Annotated in this window: 20 protein-coding genes, 2 tRNA genes and 2 other RNA genes; 12 read left to right on the top strand and 12 right to left on the bottom strand. The window is 50.3% G+C overall.

The features are described from left to right. Positions 1–124: 124 nt before the first annotated feature. Together ACJHYW_RS18705 and chaA are read right to left on the bottom strand one after the other, a co-directional pair. On the bottom strand, positions 125–232 hold the full coding sequence (locus ACJHYW_RS18705) for a type I toxin-antitoxin system toxin Ldr family protein (protein WP_000170965.1): 108 nt from the start codon (positions 230–232) through the stop codon (positions 125–127). 404 nt (positions 233–636) lie between these two features. Then, a complete protein-coding gene (gene chaA / locus ACJHYW_RS18700) occupies positions 637–1,737 on the bottom strand; it encodes a sodium-potassium/proton antiporter ChaA (RefSeq protein ID WP_001295620.1) in 1,101 nt (366 codons plus the stop codon). A 269-nt stretch (positions 1,738–2,006) separates the two neighbouring features. Between chaA and chaB the strand changes: the two genes are divergently transcribed. Then, positions 2,007–2,237: a putative cation transport regulator ChaB gene (gene chaB, locus ACJHYW_RS18695; protein ID WP_001146442.1), complete on the top strand. Its 231-nt coding sequence runs from the start codon at positions 2,007–2,009 to the stop codon at positions 2,235–2,237. Between the two features lie 157 nt (positions 2,238–2,394). Further along, positions 2,395–3,090 (top strand): glutathione-specific gamma-glutamylcyclotransferase, encoded by a 696-nt coding sequence (chaC, locus tag ACJHYW_RS18690; protein ID WP_012311798.1) that lies wholly within the window; start codon positions 2,395–2,397, stop codon positions 3,088–3,090. A gap of 43 nt (positions 3,091–3,133) precedes the next feature. Here the strand turns inward: chaC and ychN are convergent, their stop codons facing one another. Next, complete coding sequence (ychN, locus tag ACJHYW_RS18685) at positions 3,134–3,487, bottom strand: DsrE/F sulfur relay family protein YchN (protein ID WP_001169669.1); 354 nt, start codon at positions 3,485–3,487, stop codon at positions 3,134–3,136. A gap of 184 nt (positions 3,488–3,671) precedes the next feature. Here ychN and ychO point away from each other — a divergent pair, with 184 nt between their 5' ends. After that, positions 3,672–5,066, top strand: a complete 1,395-nt coding sequence (gene ychO, locus ACJHYW_RS18680; protein WP_000086193.1) for an inverse autotransporter invasin YchO — start codon at positions 3,672–3,674, stop codon at positions 5,064–5,066. On the opposite strand, the gene narL is transcribed toward ychO, so the two are convergent. Both narL and narX read right to left on the bottom strand, forming a co-directional pair. Next, a complete protein-coding gene (gene narL / locus ACJHYW_RS18675) occupies positions 5,067–5,717 on the bottom strand; it encodes a two-component system response regulator NarL (RefSeq protein WP_000070491.1) in 651 nt (216 codons plus the stop codon). Further along, complete coding sequence (narX, locus tag ACJHYW_RS18670) at positions 5,710–7,506, bottom strand: nitrate/nitrite two-component system sensor histidine kinase NarX (RefSeq protein ID WP_000918063.1); 1,797 nt, start codon at positions 7,504–7,506, stop codon at positions 5,710–5,712. Before narX ends, narL begins: the two co-directional genes overlap by 8 nt. 338 nt (positions 7,507–7,844) lie before the next feature. On the opposite strand from narX, the gene narK reads away from it, so the two are divergent. From narK to narI, 5 genes are all read left to right on the top strand, one after another. Further along, positions 7,845–9,236, top strand: coding sequence for a nitrate transporter NarK (gene narK, locus ACJHYW_RS18665; protein WP_000019836.1), 1,392 nt, complete (start codon positions 7,845–7,847; stop codon positions 9,234–9,236). 515 nt (positions 9,237–9,751) lie between these two features. Beyond that, positions 9,752–13,495 (top strand): nitrate reductase subunit alpha, encoded by a 3,744-nt coding sequence (locus tag ACJHYW_RS18660; protein WP_000032941.1) that lies wholly within the window; start codon positions 9,752–9,754, stop codon positions 13,493–13,495. Continuing rightward, positions 13,492–15,030, top strand: coding sequence for a nitrate reductase subunit beta (gene narH / locus ACJHYW_RS18655; protein WP_000702660.1), 1,539 nt, complete (start codon positions 13,492–13,494; stop codon positions 15,028–15,030). Before ACJHYW_RS18660 ends, narH begins: the two co-directional genes overlap by 4 nt. After that, a complete protein-coding gene (narJ, locus tag ACJHYW_RS18650) occupies positions 15,027–15,737 on the top strand; it encodes a nitrate reductase molybdenum cofactor assembly chaperone (protein WP_000571699.1) in 711 nt (236 codons plus the stop codon). The genes narH and narJ overlap by 4 nt, the downstream gene beginning before the upstream one ends. Continuing rightward, a complete protein-coding gene (narI, locus tag ACJHYW_RS18645; RefSeq protein WP_001160110.1) occupies positions 15,737–16,414 on the top strand; it encodes a respiratory nitrate reductase subunit gamma in 678 nt (225 codons plus the stop codon). Before narJ ends, narI begins: the two co-directional genes overlap by 1 nt. Before the next feature lie 183 nt (positions 16,415–16,597). Here narI and ACJHYW_RS18640 read toward each other — a convergent pair. The 6 genes from ACJHYW_RS18640 to ACJHYW_RS18615 all read right to left on the bottom strand — a co-directional run bounded on the left by ACJHYW_RS18640 (position 16,598) and on the right by ACJHYW_RS18615 (position 18,668). Further along, positions 16,598–16,729, bottom strand: a non-coding RNA gene (locus ACJHYW_RS18640) — RtT sRNA. A gap of 46 nt (positions 16,730–16,775) precedes the next feature. Further along, positions 16,776–16,907, bottom strand: a non-coding RNA gene (locus tag ACJHYW_RS18635) — RtT sRNA. 47 nt (positions 16,908–16,954) lie between these two features. Further along, a tRNA-Tyr gene (locus ACJHYW_RS18630) sits at positions 16,955–17,039 on the bottom strand. Positions 17,040–17,073: 34 nt separating this feature from the next. After that, positions 17,074–17,158, bottom strand: a tRNA-Tyr gene (locus ACJHYW_RS18625). A gap of 159 nt (positions 17,159–17,317) precedes the next feature. Further along, positions 17,318–18,160 (bottom strand): formyltetrahydrofolate deformylase, encoded by an 843-nt coding sequence (gene purU, locus ACJHYW_RS18620; RefSeq protein ID WP_000555859.1) that lies wholly within the window; start codon positions 18,158–18,160, stop codon positions 17,318–17,320. Positions 18,161–18,209: 49 nt separating this feature from the next. Next, positions 18,210–18,668, bottom strand: coding sequence for a YchJ family protein (locus ACJHYW_RS18615; protein ID WP_001361954.1), 459 nt, complete (start codon positions 18,666–18,668; stop codon positions 18,210–18,212). A gap of 112 nt (positions 18,669–18,780) precedes the next feature. Between ACJHYW_RS18615 and rssA the strand changes: the two genes are divergently transcribed. The 3 genes from rssA (at position 18,781) to galU (ending at position 21,901) form a co-directional block, all read left to right on the top strand. Then, positions 18,781–19,686, top strand: coding sequence for a patatin-like phospholipase RssA (rssA, locus tag ACJHYW_RS18610; RefSeq protein ID WP_001226473.1), 906 nt, complete (start codon positions 18,781–18,783; stop codon positions 19,684–19,686). A gap of 91 nt (positions 19,687–19,777) precedes the next feature. Continuing rightward, positions 19,778–20,791, top strand: a complete 1,014-nt coding sequence (gene rssB / locus ACJHYW_RS18605) for a two-component system response regulator RssB (RefSeq protein WP_000193447.1) — start codon at positions 19,778–19,780, stop codon at positions 20,789–20,791. Between the two features lie 201 nt (positions 20,792–20,992). Then, the gene (gene galU, locus ACJHYW_RS18600; protein ID WP_000718995.1) at positions 20,993–21,901 is read left to right on the top strand and encodes a UTP--glucose-1-phosphate uridylyltransferase GalU; all 909 of its coding nucleotides are present in this window, start codon (positions 20,993–20,995) and stop codon (positions 21,899–21,901) included. A 143-nt stretch (positions 21,902–22,044) separates the two neighbouring features. Here the strand turns inward: galU and hns are convergent, their stop codons facing one another. Continuing rightward, positions 22,045–22,458: a histone-like nucleoid-structuring protein H-NS gene (gene hns, locus ACJHYW_RS18595; RefSeq protein WP_001287378.1), complete on the bottom strand. Its 414-nt coding sequence runs from the start codon at positions 22,456–22,458 to the stop codon at positions 22,045–22,047. 603 nt (positions 22,459–23,061) lie between these two features. On the opposite strand from hns, the gene tdk reads away from it, so the two are divergent. After that, positions 23,062–23,679 (top strand): thymidine kinase, encoded by a 618-nt coding sequence (tdk, locus tag ACJHYW_RS18590; RefSeq protein WP_000068076.1) that lies wholly within the window; start codon positions 23,062–23,064, stop codon positions 23,677–23,679. The last annotated feature ends 384 nt before the right edge of the window (positions 23,680–24,063 follow it).

The raw sequence follows: 24,063 nt of genomic DNA, 5'->3' as shown, positions 1-24,063 counted from the left end.
CCAGCTCGGGGTGCCAATATTTACTTGTGGAAGAGATAAAGACAAAAATGGCCGCAGGCTGTTACCCCTGCGGCCGGTTTCGGGCGCATATTGCCATCACGGCAGCCTGACGCCCGTTTTCACCTTACTTCCGGTTACGCCACCAGCTGACAATCGCTGCGGTAATAATCCCCGCCAGGATCGGTGCTGCCAGGTCGTGCCAGAAAGTCATGGCAAACTGCGCGAGCGTCATATAGCCGCCTTGTTGTAATGACAACATTTTGCGGCTATTCTTGAAGTGTCTGGTTTCAAGATTAGCCCCCGTTTTGTTGTCAGGTTTTACCTCTCAACGTGCGGGGGTTTTCTCTTTCCAGCAACCAATGCCACCAGGGATAAAGCCCCCGCAACATTGCGCCTCACCGGATAATTCCGGCTTGGTGTGGATACTACGTCTCAATTCATCTTCACTTCATCCCTGAAATGTTTGCAATAAAGAGTACATTCCGGCTTTTCAACAGCTGTTGCAGTGGTTTCGTGCAGGTTGTGGTACAGGCTCGCAATTCTGATTAACGAGCTGTCCAGGTAGTATGAAGAAATACAATAAGCAGGAATTTATCTTATCTCCCCCGATTTCCGTCATCGGAGGAGATATAACTGTCAGGCAAATATCGTCATCAAATAGGCGGCAAACAGTGCCAGATGCGCTGCGCCATTGAGCACGTTAGTACGTCCGGTGGAGAAGGAGATATGGCACAGCACTAAAGAGGCCACCATCACCACCATTTCTGGCGCACCAAGTGCAAACTGTAATTCGTTACCCGTCATAAAGGCAATTAGCGTGACGACAGGTACGGTAAGCGAAATGGTTGCTAACACTGAACCAAAGAACAGATTCATCGCGCGCTGGACCTGGTTGTTCAACACTGCTTTTAACGCACCTAAACCTTCCGGCGACAGAATCAACAGAGCCACCAGGAAGCCAGTAAAGGCGACAGGGGCATTCATGCTGTCGAGCAATGTCTCCAGCGGGCTGGCATTCATTTTGGTGACTGCAATAACGGCAATCAGATGGATAATCAACCAGATAGCATGCCACACGCTGCTATGGGCAGACGGTTTACCGTGATGCGGGTCGTCGTCATCACTGTCATCTTCGTGCTCGTAGACAAACAAACTTTGATGCGTTTTGGTCTGGATCAGCAAAAATACGCCATACATTGCCGCAGAAATTAATGCTACCAGTAACGCCTGACCGGTTGAAAAATTCGCCGCAGGCAGAGCCATTGGAAATACCAGTACGATTATCGCCAGGGGGAACAGCGCAATTAAATACTGCTTGATACCAAACAGATTCATATATTGGGTGGCAAACTTACGACCGCCCAACAATAATGAAAAGCCAACCAGCCCACCGGTAACAATCATAATGATTGAATAGAGCGTATCACGCATTAGCGTTGGCGCGGCGTCGCCGGTTGCCATTAAAGCTGAAATCAAACTGACTTCAAGAATAACCACTGAAAGGCTAAGAATAAGCGAACCGTAAGGTTCTCCCAGGCGATGGGCTAATACGTCCGCATGACGGACAACACTAAAGGCGCTACTTAAAATACCAATAAGCGCAAGAAGATTGATGGCAATGACCACTGGTAGTGTCTGGCTGCTTCCCCACAGGAACAGCACTACCAGCGCCAGAACCGGGAAAATAAGCGAAGTCTCCTTGTGGCGGGTTTTTACCGCCTCTTGAGCATTTGACATTATGGTTATCCCTTTGCAGATGAATTTATCGAAAATGTAAAAAATAGGTAGGGAAAATAACAGAAAGTGTCTGGATATCGGTAACATTTTACGAATTTTTACCCCGCTGTCGATTTTTTACTCATTGGGGCATAAAAATAAGTATTACGTTTAGACAATGTTTGTTTTAGCGTTTCTTAAGAAGAGTCTGACATGAAAATTCTTATGTTTTGGCAAGAGTAGATATTGTTGACCACACTTAATGTTCAACTTTGTAAAAGGAGTCAACGATGCCGTATAAAACGAAAAGCGATCTGCCGGAAAGCGTAAAGCACGTTCTACCGTCTCATGCCCAGGATATCTATAAAGAAGCGTTCAACAGCGCATGGGATCAATATAAAGATAAAGACGATCGGCGTGATGACGCCAGTCGCGAAGAAACCGCGCATAAAGTGGCCTGGGCTGCTGTGAAGCATGAATATGCCAAAGGGGATGATGATAAATGGCATAAAAAATCGTAAAACCGGTAGCTTAGTTAAAGCTATTCGTGCGGTGTTGCCTTGCAAGTGGTCCGTGGATTGCATATTGTCCCGTTAGTGGTTTCAAAATGAGCAGTAAAAATGTCCGGAAGACACCAAAAAGTTGTCGCAGGGAAGTATGCAGTGGCGGAGGTGTAAGGTGATAACGCGTGATTTCTTGATGAATGCCGATTGTAAAACGGCATTTGGTGCCATTGAAGAATCACTCTTATGGTCAGCAGAACAACGGGCGGCTTCGCTGGCGGCGACGCTGGCTTGTCGACCTGATGAGGGACCGGTGTGGATCTTCGGTTATGGATCGTTGATGTGGAATCCGGCACTGGAGTTTACCGAGTCGTGCACCGGTACACTGGTTGGATGGCATCGCGCGTTTTGCCTGCGCCTGACCGCCGGGCGCGGGACTGCGCACCAGCCGGGACGGATGCTTGCACTGAAAGAGGGCGGACGCACCACAGGCGTCGCCTATCGACTGCCAGAAGAGACGCTGGAGCAGGAACTAACCCTGTTGTGGAAGCGCGAGATGATTACCGGCTGTTATCTGCCAACCTGGTGTCAGCTTGATCTTGATGATGGACGCACAGTAAACGCCATTGTGTTTATTATGGACCCGCGACATCCAGAATATGAATCTGACACTCGCGCTCAGGTCATCGCGCCGTTGATTGCGGCGGCGAGCGGTCCGCTGGGAACCAACGCACAATACCTGTTTTCACTGGAACAGGAGCTTATCAAACTGGGAATGCAGGACGATGGGCTGAATGATTTGCTGGTATCGGTAAAAAAACTGCTGGCGGAGAATTATCCGGATGCTGTGTTACGGCCGGGATTCGCCTGAGTAAACTTCCCTCATAGTGGGGCGTCAGACGCCCCCTCAAACATTAAAATGTGAGCACTTTATCGGCTGACAGCGTCCATTGCGCCAGTTCAACAAGAGTACCGATTTCCACCCCATCAATCAGAGGAAGTGTGCTAATCCCGCGTCCGTCAGTACAGGTTTTGCACAATTTCACCGGTACATTCTGAGCGGTAAGGATCTCCAGCATTTGCTGAATGTTGTAGCCTTCCCCTGGTTTTTGCCCGCGCAACCCGGCTGTGACCGCATCAGACATCAGGAACAGACGCAGATCCAGATTGCTCTCCTGCTCTCGTAACGCAATGGCCAGCCGCAAGCTGTTAAACAAGGATTCGCTCCCGTAAGGTGCTCCATTGGCAACGATCACGATTTTTTGCATTATTTACTCCTGTATTCAGGGAATTAGACACTCATCTTCTATCTTACCGCTTCTGCAGCGTCTGACCAATCGGTCACATTTTTAAGGATTTTCCTGAAAGCGCGAGAAAATACGACAAAAGGTGCCAGTAATCGTTATTCTTTAAGGCTATGGTTTTTCATTTTTACCGGAAGTTACCGACGTTTTGAGCCGTTTCGTTCCTCGCATTATTCCGTTTTATTTACTCTTGCTGGCGGCAGGCGGTACAGCTAACGCACAATCTACCTTCGAGCAAAAAGCGGCAAATCCCTTTGATAATAACAATGATGGTCTGCCGGATTTAGGCATGGCACCTGAAAATCATGATGGGGAAAAACACTTTGCGGAAATTGTGAAAGATTTCGGCGAAACCAGTATGAATGATAACGGGCTGGATACTGGCGAGCAGGCAAAAGCTTTCGCATTAGGAAAAGTCCGCGACGCGCTTAGTCAACAGGTTAATCAGCACGTAGAGTCCTGGCTATCACCGTGGGGAAATGCCAGTGTTGACGTCAAAGTGGATAACGAAGGACATTTCACCGGCAGTCGCGGAAGCTGGTTTGTGCCGTTACAAGATAATGATCGTTATCTCACCTGGAGCCAGCTTGGTCTTACTCAGCAGGATGATGGCTTGGTGAGCAATGTGGGCGTAGGGCAACGCTGGGCGCGCGGCAACTGGCTGGTGGGTTATAACACTTTTTATGACAACTTGCTGGACGAAAATCTTCAGCGAGCGGGCTTTGGTGCCGAAGCGTGGGGCGAATATTTGCGACTATCGGCAAACTTTTATCAGCCGTTTGCTGCATGGCATGAACAGACAGCCACGCAGGAACAGCGGATGGCGCGCGGGTACGACCTGACAGCCCGGATGCGCATGCCGTTCTATCAACACCTCAATACCAGTGTCAGCGTAGAACAGTATTTTGGTGATCGTGTCGATTTGTTTAACTCTGGTACGGGTTATCACAATCCCGTCGCGTTGAGTCTGGGATTAAATTACACCCCTGTGCCCTTAGTCACTGTGACGGCCCGGCATAAACAGGGTGAAAGTGGCGAGAATCAAAATAACCTCGGGCTGAATCTTAACTACCGCTTTGGTGTACCGCTCAAAAAACAACTTTCTGCGGGCGAAGTTGCCGAAAGTCAGTCGTTACGTGGTAGTCGCTATGACAATCCGCAGCGAAATAATCTTCCGACTCTTGAGTACCGACAGCGAAAAACCTTAACGGTGTTTCTGGCGACACCGCCGTGGGATCTAAAACCTGGCGAAACAGTGCCGCTGAAATTACAAATCCGCAGTCGTTACGGTATTCGGCAACTGATTTGGCAGGGCGATACGCAGATATTAAGTTTGACGCCGGGCGCACAAGCCAACAGTGAGGAGGGCTGGACGCTGATCATGCCTGACTGGCAAAACGGGGAAGGCGCAAGCAATCACTGGCGATTGTCAGTAGTGGTGGAAGATAACCAGGGGCAGCGTGTCTCCTCCAATGAGATCACGCTAACGCTTGTCGAACCGTTCGACGCATTGTCAAACGACGAACTGCGCTGGGAACCGTAATCAGAAAATGCGCTCCTGATGCACCCATACCGCAGCTTCCACGCGAGACTTGAGCTTCATTTTCTTCAGCATGTGCTTGACGTGCACTTTTACTGTGCTTTCGGTGATATCCAGGCGGCGGGCAATCATCTTGTTCGGCAAACCCTGGGCAATCAGCTTGAGAATATCGCGCTCGCGTGGGGTTAACTGGTTAACATCGCGTTCAGTAGTGGCACGGTTAGCGCGCAAGCTGGCGGCCAGAACAGGCGTTAATGCTTCGCTTAATACCATTTCGCCAGCAGCTGCCTGATGCAATGCTTTCAGCAGATCTTCCGGTTCCATATCTTTTAACAGATAGCCATCCGCGCCGCGTTTCAGTGCGGTGACCACATCTTCTTCATGGTTAGAGACGCTGAATACCACAATGCGACCGGAGAGGGACTTTTCGCGCAGTTTATCCAGCGTTTCCAGACCGTTCATGCCGGGCATATTGAGATCTAACAGGATCAGATCGGGATCAAGAGATTCCGCCAGTTCAATACCCTGTTCGCCATTACTCGCTTCGCCAACCACGGTGATATCTGGTGCCATACTGATAAGCTGTTTTACGCCAGTTCGCAGCATCGGGTGATCGTCGATCAGCAGGATAGTAGCCGGTTCCTGATTACTCATGGGTATCTCCTTGGACGTCTGTGAAAGTTTTTTCGGGAATAAAGGTGACAACCACTTCGGTGCCACCTGATTCACGACGGCGGACGCGGCAATCGCCTCGTAAACTTTGCGCACGGTCGCGCATTATTATCATGCCGTAGTGATTGCTGCGGATGGCATTTTCAGGCACGCCGCAGCCGTTATCCTGGACGGTCAGTTTGACCTGATTATCGTTTTGCGCCACCGTCACCACGACCTCACTCGCTTGCGAATGTTTGAGGGCGTTACTTAATGCCTCACGGGCAATTTGCAACAAGTGGATTGCCTGATGCGAAGGCACCAGACGAGGCGGCAATTGATAATCCAGCTTCACCGGGAAGCCAAATTTGGCGCTGTACTCTTCGCAACTCGCCTCCAGCGCCGGACGTAATCCAGGCTCGGTGAGCTGCAAACGGAATGTGGTGAGCAATTCACGCAACTGCGCCCAGGATGCATTCAGTTCGTTACGGATCTGACTTAACAGTTCGCGGCTGCTTTCTGGCAGCGCATCGCCCTGCATCTGTAAACAACTCACCTGCATCTTCATGCAAGAGAGAGATTGGGCAATAGAATCATGCAGTTCGCGCGCAATGGTGGCACGCTCTTCCATCACGATCAACTGTTGCTGACGTTCCTGATGGCGATCCAGCGCCAGCGTGGCGGTGAGTTGTTCAACCAGGGTATCCACCAGTTGTTGTTGATCATGGCTAAGATGACGCCCCTGCGGCAGGGTCGCCAGCAAAATACCGTACTGCGTATGAGAGTCAGCCAGCCGCCACTTCAGGGTTGTGCCGCGATCGCCAACGGGTAATATGCCGCGCGGGCAGAGCTGGCAGCCTTTATCATCACAAGTCATATCTGGCTGGCAGGTAAACTCCTGATGATTCTCTTCATCATCAGTGTCATACACCCGCAGTTCGATATCACGTAGCAGGGTTAAATTCTGTAAGCCGTTGAGTACCGGTGACAGGCGTTCACACAGCGGGGCGCGGGAATGCAAACGGCGGTTAGCCTGCCATAAAAAAGAGAGGATCTGATTTTTATGCTCCAGCCCGGCAGTTTTCTCCTGAACCCGCTGCTCAAGTACGGCATAACTTTCGGCCAGTTCTGCAGACATATTGTTCAATGCAGTTCCAAGCATCGCCATTTCGTTGCGCCCGCTGATGTTTGCGCGTTGGGTAAAATCGCGATGGCTGACGGCACTCGCCATTGCCAGCAGTTGCCGCCACGGTTGTAGCAGTCGCGCCCGCAACCAGATAATAGTGAACACCAGTAAAAGTGCCATAAATACCGCCATTACCCGATGGACCAGTACCACTGTCTCAATGCGCATTTCCGTGGTGCGGTCAAAACCAGATACCAGCTGATCAAGCCCGGCAACAAACTGGCTGACATCCGCTGACACCGTTTCGCGGTTTTGTGCACGCATCAGCGCAGGGATCAGTTCATTACGCCAGTAATCTTGTAAACCCTGTAATTGCGCCAGTTGTCCGTCTCGTTCCGCTGCTCGAGTCAACTCGGCGCTAAATGCCGTTTGTTCCATTTCTTTAATTAAGGGCTTGTCTTTCTCGCTTAATGGCACTGCCGCCAACAGACGGTAACTTTGCATGCGCAGCGATCCCGCTTTGTTGATCGCATGGGCGCTGCCCTGAACGCCTTGCACCAGCCAGCCAGAAACTGCCATCCCTGCCAGTCCAATAGCAGTAGAAAGCAACACAATAAGCGCAACCTGATTAACCAGGGTGAGCGGAGAGAGACAACGTTTAAGCATGTAAACCTCTTCCTTCAGGCTTTAAATGAGCAATAACCTTAATGAATGTGACGATACATTCTGGAATGGCAGTATTCTCGGCTATTGGCTGAAGTATACCCATACCCGGAAAGAGTTACTCCTTATTTGCCGCGTGGTTAGTCGCTTTACATCGGTAAGGGTAGGGATTTTACAGCACCGTGAAAAATCTCATAATTTTTATGAAATCACTGTACTCACTATGGGTAATGATAAATATCAATGATAGATAAAGTTATCTTATCGTTTGATTTACATCAAATTGCCTTTAGCTACAGACACTAAGGTGGCAGACATCGAAACGAGTATCAGAGGTGTCTATGAGTCACTCATCCGCCCCCGAAAGGGCTACTGGAGCTGTCATTACAGATTGGCGACCGGAAGATCCTGCGTTCTGGCAACAACGCGGTCAACGTATTGCCAGCCGCAACCTGTGGATTTCCGTTCCCTGTCTGCTGCTGGCGTTTTGCGTATGGATGTTGTTCAGCGCTGTTGCGGTGAACTTACCGAAAGTCGGTTTTAATTTTACGACCGATCAGCTATTTATGTTGACTGCGCTGCCTTCGGTTTCTGGCGCGTTATTACGTGTTCCATACTCCTTTATGGTTCCTATCTTCGGTGGTCGTCGCTGGACGGCGTTCAGCACCGGTATTCTGATTATTCCTTGCGTCTGGCTGGGTTTTGCCGTGCAGGATACCTCCACGCCTTATAGCGTCTTCATCATCATCTCTCTGCTGTGCGGCTTTGCTGGCGCGAACTTCGCATCCAGTATGGCAAACATCAGCTTCTTCTTTCCGAAACAGAAGCAGGGGGGGGCGCTGGGTCTGAATGGTGGTCTGGGCAACATGGGCGTCAGCGTCATGCAGTTGGTTGCTCCGCTGGTGGTATCACTGTCGATTTTCGCAGTATTTGGTAGCCAGGGTGTCAAACAGCCGGATGGGACTGAGCTGTATCTGGCGAATGCGTCCTGGGTATGGGTGCCGTTCCTTGCCATCTTCACCATTGCGGCGTGGTTTGGCATGAACGATCTTGCTACCTCGAAAGCCTCCATCAAGGAGCAGTTGCCGGTACTCAAACGGGGTCATCTGTGGATTATGAGCCTGCTGTATCTGGCAACCTTCGGCTCCTTCATCGGCTTCTCCGCGGGCTTTGCGATGCTGTCAAAAACGCAGTTCCCGGATGTTCAGATTCTGCAATACGCTTTCTTCGGGCCGTTTATTGGTGCGCTGGCGCGTTCTGCAGGTGGTGCATTATCTGACCGTCTGGGCGGAACTCGTGTCACGCTGGTGAACTTTATCCTGATGGCGATTTTCAGCGGCCTGCTGTTCCTGACCTTACCGACTGACGGACAGGGCGGAAGCTTCATGGCGTTCTTCGCAGTCTTCCTGGCGCTGTTCCTGACAGCTGGGCTGGGTAGTGGTTCCACATTCCAGATGATTTCCGTGATCTTCCGTAAACTGACAATGGATCGCGTGAAAGCAGAAGGGGGTTCTGACGAACGTGCGATGCGTGAAGCGGCAACCGACACGGCAGCGGCGCTGGGTTTCATCTCTGCGATTGGCGCTATTGGTGGCTTCTTTATCCCGAAAGCGTTTGGTAGCTCGCTGGCATTAACGGGTTCGCCAGTCGGCGCAATGAAGGTATTTTTGATTTTCTATATCGCCTGCGTAGTGATTACCTGGGCGGTATATGGTCGGCATTCTAAAAAATAAACCGTTACTCGTCATACTTCGGGTTACATGTGCTGCGGCTGCGTTCATTCACCCCAGTCACTTACTTTAGTAAGCTCCTGGGATTCATTCACTTGCCGCCTTCCTGTAAACCGAATTATATAGAGTAAAATATTTGATTATCCTTTGCGCGGCATGATGTCGCGCTTTTTTTATGCGTCATTTAGTTACAACATACTCATATTATATGGCTTATTTCGCCGGATTTCATTAAGAGCCATTAATATGTTACCCATGGGGAATACTCCTTAATACCCATCTGCATAAAAATCTTAATAGTTTAAATAACTACAGGTATAAAACGTCTTAATTTACAGTCTGTTATGTGGTGTCTGTTAATTATCCTAAAGGGGTATCTTAGGAATTTACTTTATTTTTCATCCCCATCACTCTTGATCGTTATCAATTCCCACGCTGTTTCAGAGCGTTACCTTGCCCTTAAACATTAGCAATGTCGATTTATCAGAGGGCCGACAGGCTCCCACAGGAGAAAACCGATGAGTAAATTCCTGGACCGGTTTCGCTACTTCAAACAGAAGGGTGAAACCTTTGCCGATGGGCATGGCCAGCTTCTCAATACCAACCGTGACTGGGAGGATGGATATCGCCAGCGTTGGCAGCATGACAAAATCGTCCGCTCTACCCACGGGGTAAACTGCACCGGCTCCTGCAGCTGGAAAATCTACGTCAAAAACGGTCTGGTCACCTGGGAAACCCAGCAGACTGACTATCCGCGTACCCGTCCGGATCTGCCAAACCATGAACCTCGCGGCTGCCCGCGCGGTGCCAGCTACTCCTGGTATCTTTACAGTGCCAACCGCCTGAAATACCCGATGATGCGCAAACGCCTGATGAAAATGTGGCGTGAAGCGAAGGCGCTGCATAGCGATCCGGTTGAGGCATGGGCTTCTATCATTGAAGACGCCGATAAAGCGAAAAGCTTTAAGCAGGCGCGTGGACGCGGTGGATTTGTTCGTTCTTCCTGGCAGGAGGTGAACGAACTGATCGCCGCATCTAACGTTTACACCATCAAAAACTACGGCCCGGACCGTGTTGCTGGTTTCTCGCCAATTCCGGCAATGTCGATGGTTTCTTACGCATCGGGTGCACGCTATCTCTCGCTGATTGGCGGTACTTGCTTAAGCTTCTACGACTGGTACTGCGACTTGCCTCCTGCGTCTCCGCAAACCTGGGGCGAGCAAACTGACGTACCGGAATCTGCTGACTGGTACAACTCCAGCTACATCATCGCCTGGGGGTCAAACGTGCCGCAGACGCGTACCCCGGATGCTCACTTCTTTACTGAAGTGCGTTACAAAGGGACCAAAACTGTTGCCGTCACACCAGACTACGCTGAAATCGCCAAACTGTGCGATCTGTGGCTGGCACCGAAACAGGGCACCGATGCGGCAATGGCGCTGGCGATGGGCCACGTAATGCTGCGTGAATTCCACCTCGACAACCCAAGCCAGTATTTCACCGACTATGTGCGTCGCTACACCGACATGCCGATGCTGGTGATGCTGGAAGAACGCGACGGTTACTACGCTGCAGGTCGTATGCTGCGCGCTGCTGATCTGGTTGATGCGCTGGGCCAGGAAAACAATCCGGAATGGAAAACTGTCGCCTTTAATACCAATGGCGAAATGGTTGCGCCGAACGGTTCTATTGGCTTCCGCTGGGGCGAGAAGGGCAAATGGAATCTTGAACAGCGCGACGGCAAAACTGGCGAAGAAACCGAGCTGCAACTGAGCCTGCTGGGTAGCCAGGATGAGATCGCTGAGGTAGGCTTCCCGTACTTTGGTGGCGACGGCACGGAACACTTCAACAAAGTGGAACTGGAAAACGTGCTGCTGCACAAACTGCCGGTGAAACGCCTGCAACTGGCTGATGGCAGCACCGCCCTGGTGACCACCGTTTATGATCTGACGCTGGCAAACTACGGTCTGGAACGTGGCCTGAACGACGTTAACTGTGCAACCAGCTATGACGATGTGAAAGCTTATACCCCGGCCTGGGCCGAGCAGATTACCGGCGTTTCTCGCAGCCAGATTATTCGCATCGCCCGTGAATTTGCCGATAACGCTGATAAAACGCACGGTCGTTCGATGATTATCGTCGGTGCGGGGCTGAACCACTGGTATCACCTCGATATGAACTATCGTGGTCTGATCAACATGCTGATTTTCTGCGGCTGTGTCGGTCAGAGCGGGGGCGGCTGGGCGCACTATGTAGGTCAGGAAAAACTGCGTCCGCAAACCGGCTGGCAGCCGCTGGCGTTTGCCCTTGACTGGCAGCGTCCGGCGCGTCACATGAACAGCACTTCTTATTTCTATAACCACTCCAGCCAGTGGCGTTATGAAACCGTCACGGCGGAAGAGTTGCTGTCACCGATGGCGGACAAATCCCGCTATACCGGACACTTGATCGACTTTAACGTCCGTGCGGAACGCATGGGCTGGCTGCCGTCTGCACCGCAGTTAGGCACTAACCCGCTGACTATCGCTGGCGAAGCGGAAAAAGCCGGGATGAATCCGGTGGACTATACGGTGAAATCCCTGAAAGAGGGTTCCATCCGTTTTGCGGCAGAACAACCAGAAAACGGTAAAAACCACCCGCGCAACCTGTTCATCTGGCGTTCTAACCTGCTCGGTTCTTCCGGTAAAGGTCATGAGTTTATGCTCAAGTACCTGCTGGGGACGGAGCACGGTATCCAGGGTAAAGATCTGGGGCAACAGGGCGGCGTGAAGCCGGAAGAAGTGGACTGGCAGGACAATGGTCTGGAAGGCAAGCTGGATCTGGTGGTTACGCTGGACTTCCGTCTGTCGAGCACCTGTCTCTATTCCGACATCATTTTGCCGACGGCGACCTGGTACGAAAAAGACGACATGAATACTTCGGATATGCATCCGTTTATTCACCCGCTGTCTGCGGCGGTCGATCCGGCCTGGGAAGCGAAAAGCGACTGGGAAATCTACAAAGCCATCGCGAAGAAATTCTCCGAAGTGTGCGTCGGCCATCTGGGTAAAGAAACCGACATCGTCACGCTGCCTATCCAGCACGACTCTGCCGCTGAACTGGCGCAGCCGCTGGATGTGAAAGACTGGAAAAAAGGCGAGTGCGACCTGATCCCTGGTAAAACCGCGCCACACATTATGGTCGTAGAGCGCGATTATCCGGCGACTTACGAACGCTTTACCTCTATCGGCCCGCTGATGGAGAAAATCGGTAATGGCGGTAAAGGGATTGCCTGGAACACCCAGAGCGAGATGGATCTGCTGCGTAAGCTCAACTACACCAAAGCGGAAGGTCCGGCGAAAGGCCAGCCGATGCTGAACACCGCAATTGATGCGGCAGAGATGATCCTGACGCTGGCACCGGAAACCAACGGTCAGGTAGCCGTGAAAGCCTGGGCTGCCCTGAGCGAGTTTACCGGTCGTGACCATACGCATCTGGCGCTGAATAAAGAAGACGAGAAGATTCGCTTCCGCGATATTCAGGCACAGCCGCGCAAAATCATCTCCAGCCCGACCTGGTCTGGCCTTGAAGATGAACACGTTTCTTACAACGCCGGTTACACCAACGTTCACGAGCTGATCCCGTGGCGTACGCTCTCTGGCCGTCAGCAGCTGTATCAGGATCACCAATGGATGCGTGATTTCGGTGAAAGCCTGCTGGTTTATCGTCCGCCGATCGACACCCGTTCGGTGAAAGAAGTGATGGGCCAGAAATCCAATGGCAACCCGGAAAAAGCGCTCAACTTCCTGACGCCGCACCAGAAGTGGGGTATCCACTCCACCTACAGCGACAACCTGCTGATGCTGACTTTAGGTCGCGGTGGTCCGGTGGTCTGGTTGAGTGAAGCCGATGCCAAAGATCTGGGTATCGCCGATAACGACTGGATTGAAGTCTTCAACAGCAACGGTGCTCTGACTGCCCGTGCGGTTGTCAGCCAGCGTGTTCCGGCAGGGATGACCATGATGTACCACGCGCAGGAACGTATCGTTAACCTGCCTGGTTCGGAAATTACCCAACAGCGTGGTGGTATCCATAACTCGGTCACCCGTATCACGCCGAAACCGACGCATATGATCGGCGGCTATGCCCATCTGGCATACGGCTTTAACTACTACGGCACCGTAGGTTCTAACCGCGATGAGTTTGTTGTAGTGCGTAAGATGAAGAACATTGACTGGTTAGATGGCGAAGGCAATGACCAGGTACAGGAGAGCGTAAAATGAAAATTCGTTCACAAGTCGGCATGGTGCTGAATCTCGATAAGTGCATCGGCTGCCACACCTGTTCAGTTACCTGTAAAAACGTCTGGACCAGCCGTGAAGGCGTGGAATACGCGTGGTTCAACAACGTGGAAACCAAGCCGGGTCAGGGCTTCCCGACTGACTGGGAAAACCAGGAAAAATACAAAGGCGGCTGGATCCGTAAAATCAACGGCAAACTGCAGCCGCGCATGGGTAACCGTGCCATGTTGCTGGGTAAAATCTTCGCTAACCCGCATCTGCCGGGGATCGACGATTATTACGAGCCGTTCGATTTTGACTATCAGAACCTGCATACCGCGCCGGAAGGCAGCAAATCGCAGCCGATTGCCCGTCCGCGTTCGCTGATTACCGGGGAACGGATGGCGAAAATCGAAAAAGGGCCGAACTGGGAAGATGACCTGGGTGGTGAGTTTGACAAACTGGCGAAAGACAAGAACTTCGACAACATCCAGAAGGCGATGTATAGCCAGTTCGAAAACACCTTTATGATGTATTTGCCGCGCCTGTGCGAACACTGCCTGAACCCGGCATGTGTGGCGACCTGCCCGAGCGGTGCGATTTACAAGCGTGAAGAAGATGGCATCGTCCTGATCGACCAGGATAAATGCCGTGGCTGGCGTATGTGCATCACCGGATGCCCGTACAAAAAAATCTACTTCAACTGGAAGAGCGGTAAGTCTGAGAAGTGCATCTTCTGCTATCCGCGTATTGAAGCGGGTCAGCCGACCGTGTGCTCAGAAACCTGTGTCGGTCGTATCCGTTATCTTGGCGTGCTGCTGTACGATGCCGACGCGATTGAACGTGCAGCCAGCACCGAGAACGAGAAAGATCTTTACCAGCGTCAGCTGGAGGTGTTCCTCGATCCGAACGATCCGAAAGTCATCGAGCAGGCGATTAAAGACGGTATTCCGCTGAGCGTTATTGAAGCCGCACAGCAGTCGCCGGTTTATAAAATGGCAATGGAATGGAAACTGGCGCTGCCGCTGCATCCAGAATATCGCACACTGCCGATGGTCTGGTACGTGCCGCCTCTGTCTCCGATTCAGTCTGCAGCAGACGCGGGTGAGCTGGGTAGCAACGGCATTCTGCCAGACGTCGAAAGCTTGCGTATTCCGGTACAGTATCTGGCGAATCTGCTGACCGCCGGTGATACCAAACCGGTACTGCGCGCACTGAAACGTATGTTGGCGATGCGTCATTACAAACGTGCTGAAACCGTTGACGGTAAAGTTGATACCCGTGCGCTGGAAGAGGTCGGTCTGACCGAAGCCCAGGCACAGGAGATGTACCGTTATCTGGCGATTGCTAACTACGAAGATCGCTTTGTGGTGCCGAGTAGTCATCGTGAACTGGCACGGGAAGCCTTCCCGGAGAAAAATGGCTGCGGCTTTACCTTTGGTGATGGCTGCCACGGTTCAGATACCAAATTCAATCTGTTCAACAGCCGTCGTATCGATGCCATCGATGTGACCAGCAAAACGGAGCCGCATCCATGATCGAACTCGTGATTGTATCGCGTCTCCTTGAATATCCGGATGCTGCCTTATGGCAGCATCAACAAGAGATGTTTGAGGCGATTGCTGCGTCGAAAAATCTGTCGAAAGAAGATGCCCATGCGCTGGGCATTTTCCTGCGCGATTTAACGGCGATGGATCCGCTCGATGCCCAGGCCCAGTACAGCGAACTGTTCGACCGTGGCCGCGCCACGTCACTGTTGCTATTTGAACATGTTCACGGTGAATCCCGTGACCGCGGCCAGGCGATGGTGGACCTGCTGGCGCAGTACGAGCAGCACGGCTTGCAGTTAAACAGCCGCGAATTACCGGACCATCTGCCGCTGTATCTGGAGTACCTGTCGCAGCTGCCGCAAAGCGAAGCCGTGGAAGGTTTGAAAGATATCGCGCCGATTCTGGCATTGCTGAGCGCGCGTCTGCAACAGCGTGAAAGCCGTTATGCCGTGATGTTTGATCTGCTGCTGAAATTGGCCAATACCGCTATCGACAGCGACAAAGTGGCGGAAAAAATTGCCGACGAAGCGCGCGATGATACGCCGCAGGCGCTGGATGCTGTCTGGGAAGAAGAGCAGGTTAAATTCTTTGCTGACAAAGGCTGCGGTGATTCAGCAATCACTGCTCATCAGCGTCGCTTTGCCGGTGCCGTCGCGCCGCAATATCTGAATATCACCACCGGAGGACAGCACTAATGCAATTCCTGAATATGTTCTTCTTTGATATCTACCCGTACATAGCCGGGGCGGTCTTCCTGATTGGTAGCTGGCTGCGTTATGACTACGGGCAGTACACCTGGCGCGCGGCGTCCAGCCAGATGCTGGATCGCAAAGGGATGAACCTGGCGTCGAACCTGTTCCATATCGGTATTCTGGGGATTTTTGTTGGTCACTTCTTCGGTATGCTGACGCCGCACTGGATGTATGAAGCCTGGCTGCCGATTGAAGTGAAACAGAAAATGGCGATGTTTGCTGGTGGTGCCAGCGGCGTGCTGTGTCTGATTGGCGGCGTGCTGTTGCTGAAGCGTCGTCTGTTCAGCCCACGCGTGCGTGCAACCACTACCGGAGCGGATATCCTGATCCTGTCGCTGCTCGTTATCCAGTGCGCGCTGGGCCTGTTGACCATTCCGTTCTCCGCTCAGCATATGGACGGTAGCGAGATGATGAAACTGGTTGGCTGGGCGCAGTCGGTGGTGACCTTCCACGGTGGCGCTTCTCAACACCTCGATGGTGTGGCGTTTATCTTCCGTCTGCACCTGGTGCTGGGGATGACGTTATTCCTGCTGTTCCCGTTCTCGCGTCTGGTACACATCTGGAGCGTACCGGTGGAGTATCTGACACGTAAGTACCAGCTAGTGCGCGCTCGTCACTAAGCGAATTTTAGTTCACATAGACCCTGCTTCGGCGGGGTTTTTTTATGGGCACGGTGCGGGGTGAGTTGTCGGATGCGCTTCGCTTATCCGACCTACAGGGGAGGATATTGTAGGCCCGGTAAACGTGGTGCCATCGGGCAAAATTAGCTCGGAGTAACAGGTTTTGATTATTTAAGGAAGTGATGGTGGTGGGGGAAGGATTACTCAACGCTGCGCGCTTCGCCCTTCGGGTCGTTGCCTGCGGCAACGCTCTCTCGCTGGCGCTCGAGTCGAACCTTGGTCGAGGCTTCTCATCCTTCCCCGCATGGGCAGAATATTTAATCGCGGATTCGTTTGAGAGTTCACGGACTTTTGAAAGTGATGGTGGTGGGGGAAGGATTACTCAGCGCTGCGCGCTTCGCCCTTCGGGTCGTTGCCTGCGGCAACGCTCTCTCGCTGGCGCTCAAGTCGAACCTTGGTCGAAGCTTCTCATCCTTCCCCGCTTGGGCAGAATATTTAATTGCGGATTCGTTTGAGAGTTTACGGACTTTTGAAAAGTGATGGTGGTGGGGGAAGGATTCGAACCTTCGAAGTCGATGACGGCAGATTTACAGTCTGCTCCCTTTGGCCGCTCGGGAACCCCACCAGGGGTAATTCAAATTTTGAGGTAATACTTGAGATGGTGGTGGGGGAAGGATTCGAACCTTCGAAGTCGATGACGGCAGATTTACAGTCTGCTCCCTTTGGCCGCTCGGGAACCCCACCACGGGGTAATGCTTTTTACTGGCCTGCTCCCTTATCGGGAAGCGGGGCGCATCATATCAAATGACGCGCCGCTGTAAAGTGTTACGTTGAGAAAAATGAACTGGTTGCGTAATTTTCATCCGTAACGGATTAAAGGTAACCAGTTATTTTTGCTGGCGATTAAAGAATAATCGTCCGATTACCGTAAACAAAGACGCGCTGTGCCAGTACTTTGTATAGCGCACGACTTAAGACGTTTTTCTCGACGTCACGACCTGCGCGCATCATATCTTCAGCTGTGTAGGTATGATCGACATGAATAACGTCCTGCATGATGATTGGGCCTTCGTCCAGATTGTCATTCACATAGTGAGCGGTTGCGCCAATAATCTTCACACCACGTTCATAGGCCTGGTGATAAGGACGTGCGCCGATAAACGCAGGCAGGAATGAATGGTGAATATTGATGATTTTATTCGGGAAGCGTGCCACAAATTCCGGCGTTAATACCCGCATATACTTCGCCAGCACCACATAGTCAGGTTGATAAGCATCAATGGCGTCCGCCATCTTTTGATCGTGCTCGTTGCGGCTTAACCCTTCATGGCTTACCAGCTCAAACGGAATATCAAAACGCTCAACCAGAGAACGTAAAGTATCGTGGTTACTAATAACTGCCGCGATTTCGACATCCAGGCCGCCGTAATTGGCTTTCATCAACAAATCGCCAAGGCAATGCGCTTCTTTAGTGACCAGAATCACTATCCGGCGACGACCGGCAGGATTCAGCTCACGCACGGAGCCTTCTGGCAATGCGCTATCGAGATCCGCCAGCAGGGTGGAATCATTAAAAATCCCTTCCAGTTCCGTGCGCATAAAAAAGCGCCCGGTACGGTGATCAACAAATTCATTGTTCTGTACGATATTTAACTCGTGCTTGTAGCAAATATTGGTAATACGTGCGATCAGACCTTTTTGGTCCGGACAAATAGTACGCAGAACTTTACGTTGGAGTGAATGCATTGCTGGAAAAACCTTGTTGAGAGTGTTTGCTAAACCGTACCGTCAACCATTATTGGCCGCAGCACTTTTTAAATTTTTTACCTGAACCACAAGGGCAGGGATCGTTGCGACCAAACTGCGGACGTGTACCGTCAATATAGTACCATTGACCGTTTTCTTTCAAAAATCGCGAACGTTCAATTATTGCACCTGTTTTACCACCTTCGGTAAATCGAGCAACAAAACTGACAAATCCGATATTGTCGGCGTCCTGCCAACAATGTTCAAATACGGTCAATCCCAACCATTCAGTATGCGCAAATCCGGCCATCAATTCGGCACGTAACGCCGCCGCTCCACAAGATGGATGCCAGGTCTTTATTAAATAATCTGCGTCTTTCATCACAAAAGCGCAGTAACGCGAACGCATGAGATGTTCTGGATCAGGTGCAACCTTTTCACCAGACACATAAGGGTGGCAACATAGGCTATACTCGACAGCACTACCACAGGGACAAAGCTGAGACACAAATAATCTCCCTGGAAACAATAACGGCGTATTAACCGCCTGAGTAGCACTATGTTAACCGAGCAGTAGCGATGTTGCTACGATTGCATTCCAGGGGAATCTTGCGGGAATAATGAGAAAGATAAAAATAGGGCTGGCGCTGGGATCTGGCGCGGCGAGAGGTTGGTCGCATATTGGCGTTATTAATGCGCTAAAAAAAGTGGGTATTGAAATTGATATCGTTGCAGGATGCTCAATTGGTTCGCTGGTGGGCGCGGCCTATGCATGCGATCGATTATCTGCGCTGGAAGATTGGGTAACCTCTTTCAGTTATTGGGATGTTTTACGCCTGATGGATCTCTCCTGGCAGCGCGGTGGGTTACTGCGCGGCGAGCGTGTCTTCAATCAATATCGCGAAATAATGCCGGAAACAGAGATCGAAAATTGTTCCCGTCGCTTCGCGGCTGTTGCCACCAATTTAAGTACTGGGCGCGAATTATGGTTTACTGAAGGCGATATCCATCTTGCTATTCGTGCATCATGCAGTATTCCAGGACTCATGGCACCCGTTGCGCATAACGGCTACTGGCTGGTTGATGGGGCAGTAGTTAACCCAATTCCTATTTCGCTCACGCGTGCATTGGGTGCTGATATTGTGATAGCGGTCGACCTGCAGCACGATGCTCATTTGATGCAACAAGATCTGCTCTCATTTAATGTCAGTGAAGAAAATAGCGAGAATGGTGATTCTCTGCCGTGGCATGCGCGTCTGAAAGAAAGGTTGGGCAGCATAACGACACGTCGGGCGGTGACAGCGCCAACGGCAACAGAGATTATGACCACTTCTATCCAGGTGCTGGAGAACCGCCTTAAAAGGAACCGCATGGCAGGTGATCCGCCCGATATTCTGATTCAACCTGTTTGCCCGCAAATATCTACGCTTGATTTCCATCGCGCGCACGCTGCCATTGCGGCCGGACAGCTGGCAGTGGAAAGGAAAATGGACGAACTTTTGCCGTTGGTACGCACCAACATTTGACCAGAATTTTTATCTACACTTAAGTTAATTCTGACAGGCGCAGGTGGCAATAGCATGCCACTATTGAGTAAAGCCAGTCAGGGGAGAGAACATGACGCAGCCATTGGTCGGAAAACAGATTCTCATTGTTGAAGATGAGCAGGTATTTCGCTCGCTTCTGGATTCGTGGTTTTCCTCATTGGGAGCGACAACGGTACTGGCGGCTGATGGGGTGGATGCCCTTGAGTTGCTGGGAGGTTTCACTCCAGACCTGATGATATGTGATATCGCGATGCCACGAATGAACGGGCTTAAACTGCTGGAACATATACGCAACAGAGGTGACCAGACACCGGTTCTGGTGATATCTGCCACTGAAAATATGGCAGATATTGCCAAAGCGTTACGTCTGGGCGTTGAAGATGTTTTGCTGAAACCAGTTAAAGATCTGAATCGCTTGCGCGAGATGGTTTTTGCCTGTCTCTATCCCAGCATGTTTAATTCCCGCGTTGAGGAAGAGGAAAGGCTTTTTCGCGACTGGGATGCAATGGTTGATAACCCTGCCGCAGCGGCGAAATTATTACAGGAATTGCAACCGCCGGTTCAGCAGGTGATTTCCCATTGCCGGGTTAATTATCGTCAATTGGTTGCCGCGGACAAACCCGGCCTGGTGCTTGATATTGCCGCACTTTCGGAAAACGATCTGGCATTTTATTGCCTTGATGTCACCCGAGCTGGACATAATGGCGTACTTGCTGCCTTGTTATTACGCGCATTGTTTAACGGATTATTACAGGAACAGCTTGCACATCAAAATCAACGGTTGCCAGAGTTGGGCGCGTTATTGAAGCAGGTAAACCATTTACTCCGTCAGGCCAATCTGCCGGGGCAGTTTCCGCTATTAGTTGGCTATTATCATCGCGAACTGAAAAATCTCATTCTGGTTTCTGCGGGTCTGAATGCGACGTTAAATACCGGCGAACACCAGGTACAAATCAGTAATGGTGTTCCGTTAGGCACTTTAGGTAACGCTTATTTGAATCAATTGAGCCAGCGATGCGATGCCTGGCAATGTCAAATATGGGGAACCGGTGGTCGGCTTCGCTTGATGTTGTCTGCAGAATGAGCAAACGATAACGCGGGCTAAATTTGCATTACCTGCTAATGTCGGCTGGTGGTACTATCGTCGCCATTCGTATAAGTAATTGTCTTAATTATGCTAACTCGCCTCCTTTTCAGAACTTAGCCCCTTCGGGGTGCTGATATACTGGGATGCGATACAGAAATATGAACACGTTCAAAACACGAACAGTCCAGGAGAATTTAAATGGCTGCCATTAATACGAAAGTCAAAAAAGCCGTTATCCCCGTTGCGGGATTAGGAACCAGGATGTTGCCGGCGACGAAAGCCATCCCGAAAGAGATGCTGCCACTTGTCGATAAGCCATTAATTCAATACGTCGTGAATGAATGTATTGCGGCTGGCATTACTGAAATTGTGCTGGTTACTCACTCATCTAAAAACTCGATTGAAAACCACTTTGATACCAGTTTTGAACTGGAAGCAATGCTGGAAAAACGTGTAAAACGTCAACTGCTTGATGAAGTGCAGTCTATTTGTCCGCCGCACGTGACTATTATGCAAGTTCGTCAGGGGCTGGCGAAAGGCCTGGGACACGCGGTATTGTGTGCTCACCCGGTAGTGGGTGATGAACCTGTGGCTGTTATTTTGCCTGACGTTATTCTGGATGAATATGAATCCGATTTGTCACAGGATAACCTGGCAGAGATGATCCGCCGCTTTGATGAAACGGGTCATAGCCAGATCATGGTTGAACCGGTTGCTGATGTGACCGCATATGGCGTTGTGGATTGCAAAGGCGTTGAATTAGCGCCGGGTGAAAGCGTACCGATGGTTGGCGTGGTTGAAAAACCAAAAGCGGATGTTGCGCCGTCTAATCTCGCTATTGTGGGTCGTTACGTTCTTAGCGCGGATATTTGGCCGTTGCTGGCAAAAACCCCTCCGGGTGCTGGTGATGAAATTCAGCTCACCGACGCAATTGATATGCTGATCGAAAAAGAAACGGTGGAAGCCTATCATATGAAAGGGAAGAGCCATGACTGCGGTAATAAATTAGGTTACATGCAGGCCTTCGTTGAATACGGTATTCGTCATAACACCCTTGGCACGGAATTTAAAGCCTGGCTTGAAGAAGAGATGGGCATTAAGAAGTAACTTCCGTATCGGTGTTATCCACGAAACGGCGTTGAGCAATCGACGCCGTTTTTTTATAGCTTATTCTTATTAAATTGTCTTAAACCGGACAATAAAAAATCCCGCCGATGGCGGGATTTTAAGCAAGTGTAATCTACAAAAGATTATTGCTTGATCAGGAAATCGTCGAGGGATTTACCTTGCTCATCCATTGCTTTTTTGATTACAGCTGGAGTACGGCCCTGGCCAGTCCAGGTTTTAGTTTCGCCGTTTTCGTCAACGTAGCTATATTTTGCAGGACGCTGAGCACGTTTAGCTTTGGTGCCAGATTTAACGGCAGCAAGGCTATTCAGCAGTTCGTTCGGGTCAATACCGTCAGCGATCAGCATTTCGCGATATTGCTGCAGTTTACGAGTGCGCTCTTCAACTTCAGCAGCAGCCGCGCTTTCTTCTTCGCGACGTTCGTTAACAACAACTTCTAATTTTTCCAGCATTTCTTCCAGCGTTTCAAGTGTACATTCTCTTGCCTGCGCACGAAGAGTACGGATGTTGTTCAGAATTTTAAGTGCTTCGCTCATTGTAGTAATCTCAAACTTATATTGGGGTGGTTTGTTGAGGTAATAATAGAGCCTTAAATTCAGTTGTGCAATAGCCAGGAATGTAAGGAATTCAAAATTGTTCTTTATTTTGTGCCGCCAATAAATATCTTTTCATAAAATTAGCCAGAAAAGACGCGGCATATAGCCCTATTTGCACCGATGATTTCGCAGCACGTGAGGTTAAAACTTCCTGATTCATGTCACATTTTATGGGGAGATTATCGTAGGCTGACGACCTTTCAGTCTTCTGTATTAGTCGTGTTTACGAGAATTCCCTATTAAGCGAATGATGAAAAGTAGAACAGTCGCAATAAGAGCAGGGACTTAGTATTGCACTATCTCCAGGAGGTCAACAGAGGGCTATTACTTGCGCAACAGGTTAAAGATTGTGAATAGTTACCAGCAGTCATTTACCCGCTTATAACAAGCGAGGCAGTTGTAATGATAGCTCAGAAGGATTATGCAAGGCTTCGTAAGGGAGAACGCATATACCACTTCTGTGCATACTGTTGAGCTGAAAAACTGACGAATTATGATAAACTCCAGCCAACTTTAATTCATATCATTGAGGGCCTGTGGCTGATGGCACAGCTATATTTCTACTATTCCGCAATGAATGCGGGTAAGTCTACAGCATTGTTGCAATCTTCATACAATTACCAGGAACGCGGCATGCGCACTGTCGTATATACGGCAGAAATTGATGATCGCTTTGGTGCCGGGAAAGTCAGTTCGCGTATAGGTTTGTCATCGCCTGCAAAATTATTTAACCAAAATTCATCATTATTTGATGAGATTCGTGCGGAACATGAACAGCAGGCAATTCATTGCGTACTGGTTGATGAATGCCAGTTTTTAACCAGACAACAAGTATATGAATTATCGGAGGTTGTTGATCAACTCGATATACCCGTACTTTGTTATGGTTTACGTACCGATTTTCGAGGTGAGTTATTTATTGGCAGCCAATACTTACTGGCATGGTCCGACAAACTGGTTGAATTAAAAACCATCTGTTTTTGTGGCCGCAAAGCAAGCATGGTGCTGCGTCTTGATCAAGCAGGCAGACCTTATAACGAAGGTGAGCAGGTGGTTATTGGTGGTAATGAACGCTACGTTTCTGTATGCCGTAAACACTATAAAGAAGCGTTAGAAGTCGGCTCATTAACGGCTATTCAGGAAAGGCATCGCCACGATTAATAAGAATTTCTTTACTGACAGGGTGAGCAGGGCGCTTTTATCCTGTCAGTTCGTTTTACTCACTTCATCCGGTGTATATACCCTTCTCGACAGTTCTTTAACGCCACTATACCCCTCACAGAGCGCTTATACACCGACATTGACTTGTAACCTGTAAAGTACAATATCGCTGTGTGTAGGCGTTATACATCGTCGCAAATATGATGAAGGACAATGCTGTCGGTTTATGGGAAAGTTGCTTTGGGTAAAACAAAAAAACGGCCCCAGAAGGGATAATGCCGATCAGTTAAGGATCAGTTGACCGATCCAGTGGCTGTGTAAGAATCCGGAAACGCTCACTTGTTTCCGGATTTTTTTATGCACATTGGACAGGCTCTTGATCTG

Origin of the sequence: Escherichia sp. WS3063 (assembly GCF_046486595.1) — a bacterium.
GTDB classification, from domain to species: Bacteria; Pseudomonadota; Gammaproteobacteria; order Enterobacterales; family Enterobacteriaceae; genus Escherichia; species Escherichia coli.
This window is presented reverse-complemented; position numbering and strand designations above follow the sequence as displayed.

Coding starts and splice junctions, on each gene's coding strand:
- chaA (WP_001295620.1), bottom strand. CDS start 1,737: ATGTCAAATGCTCAAGAGGCGGTAAAAACCCGCCACAAGGAGACTTCG.
- chaB (WP_001146442.1), top strand. CDS start 2,007: ATGCCGTATAAAACGAAAAGCGATCTGCCGGAAAGCGTAAAGCACGTT.
- narH (WP_000702660.1), top strand. CDS start 13,492: ATGAAAATTCGTTCACAAGTCGGCATGGTGCTGAATCTCGATAAGTGC.
- rssB (WP_000193447.1), top strand. CDS start 19,778: ATGACGCAGCCATTGGTCGGAAAACAGATTCTCATTGTTGAAGATGAG.
- ACJHYW_RS18705 (WP_000170965.1), bottom strand. CDS start 232: ATGACGCTCGCGCAGTTTGCCATGACTTTCTGGCACGACCTGGCAGCA.
- galU (WP_000718995.1), top strand. CDS start 20,993: ATGGCTGCCATTAATACGAAAGTCAAAAAAGCCGTTATCCCCGTTGCG.
- narL (WP_000070491.1), bottom strand. CDS start 5,717: ATGAGTAATCAGGAACCGGCTACTATCCTGCTGATCGACGATCACCCG.
- purU (WP_000555859.1), bottom strand. CDS start 18,160: ATGCATTCACTCCAACGTAAAGTTCTGCGTACTATTTGTCCGGACCAA.
- narJ (WP_000571699.1), top strand. CDS start 15,027: ATGATCGAACTCGTGATTGTATCGCGTCTCCTTGAATATCCGGATGCT.
- hns (WP_001287378.1), bottom strand. CDS start 22,458: ATGAGCGAAGCACTTAAAATTCTGAACAACATCCGTACTCTTCGTGCG.
- narK (WP_000019836.1), top strand. CDS start 7,845: ATGAGTCACTCATCCGCCCCCGAAAGGGCTACTGGAGCTGTCATTACA.
- narX (WP_000918063.1), bottom strand. CDS start 7,506: ATGCTTAAACGTTGTCTCTCTCCGCTCACCCTGGTTAATCAGGTTGCG.
- ACJHYW_RS18660 (WP_000032941.1), top strand. CDS start 9,752: ATGAGTAAATTCCTGGACCGGTTTCGCTACTTCAAACAGAAGGGTGAA.
- narI (WP_001160110.1), top strand. CDS start 15,737: ATGCAATTCCTGAATATGTTCTTCTTTGATATCTACCCGTACATAGCC.
- tdk (WP_000068076.1), top strand. CDS start 23,062: ATGGCACAGCTATATTTCTACTATTCCGCAATGAATGCGGGTAAGTCT.
- rssA (WP_001226473.1), top strand. CDS start 18,781: ATGAGAAAGATAAAAATAGGGCTGGCGCTGGGATCTGGCGCGGCGAGA.
- ychN (WP_001169669.1), bottom strand. CDS start 3,487: ATGCAAAAAATCGTGATCGTTGCCAATGGAGCACCTTACGGGAGCGAA.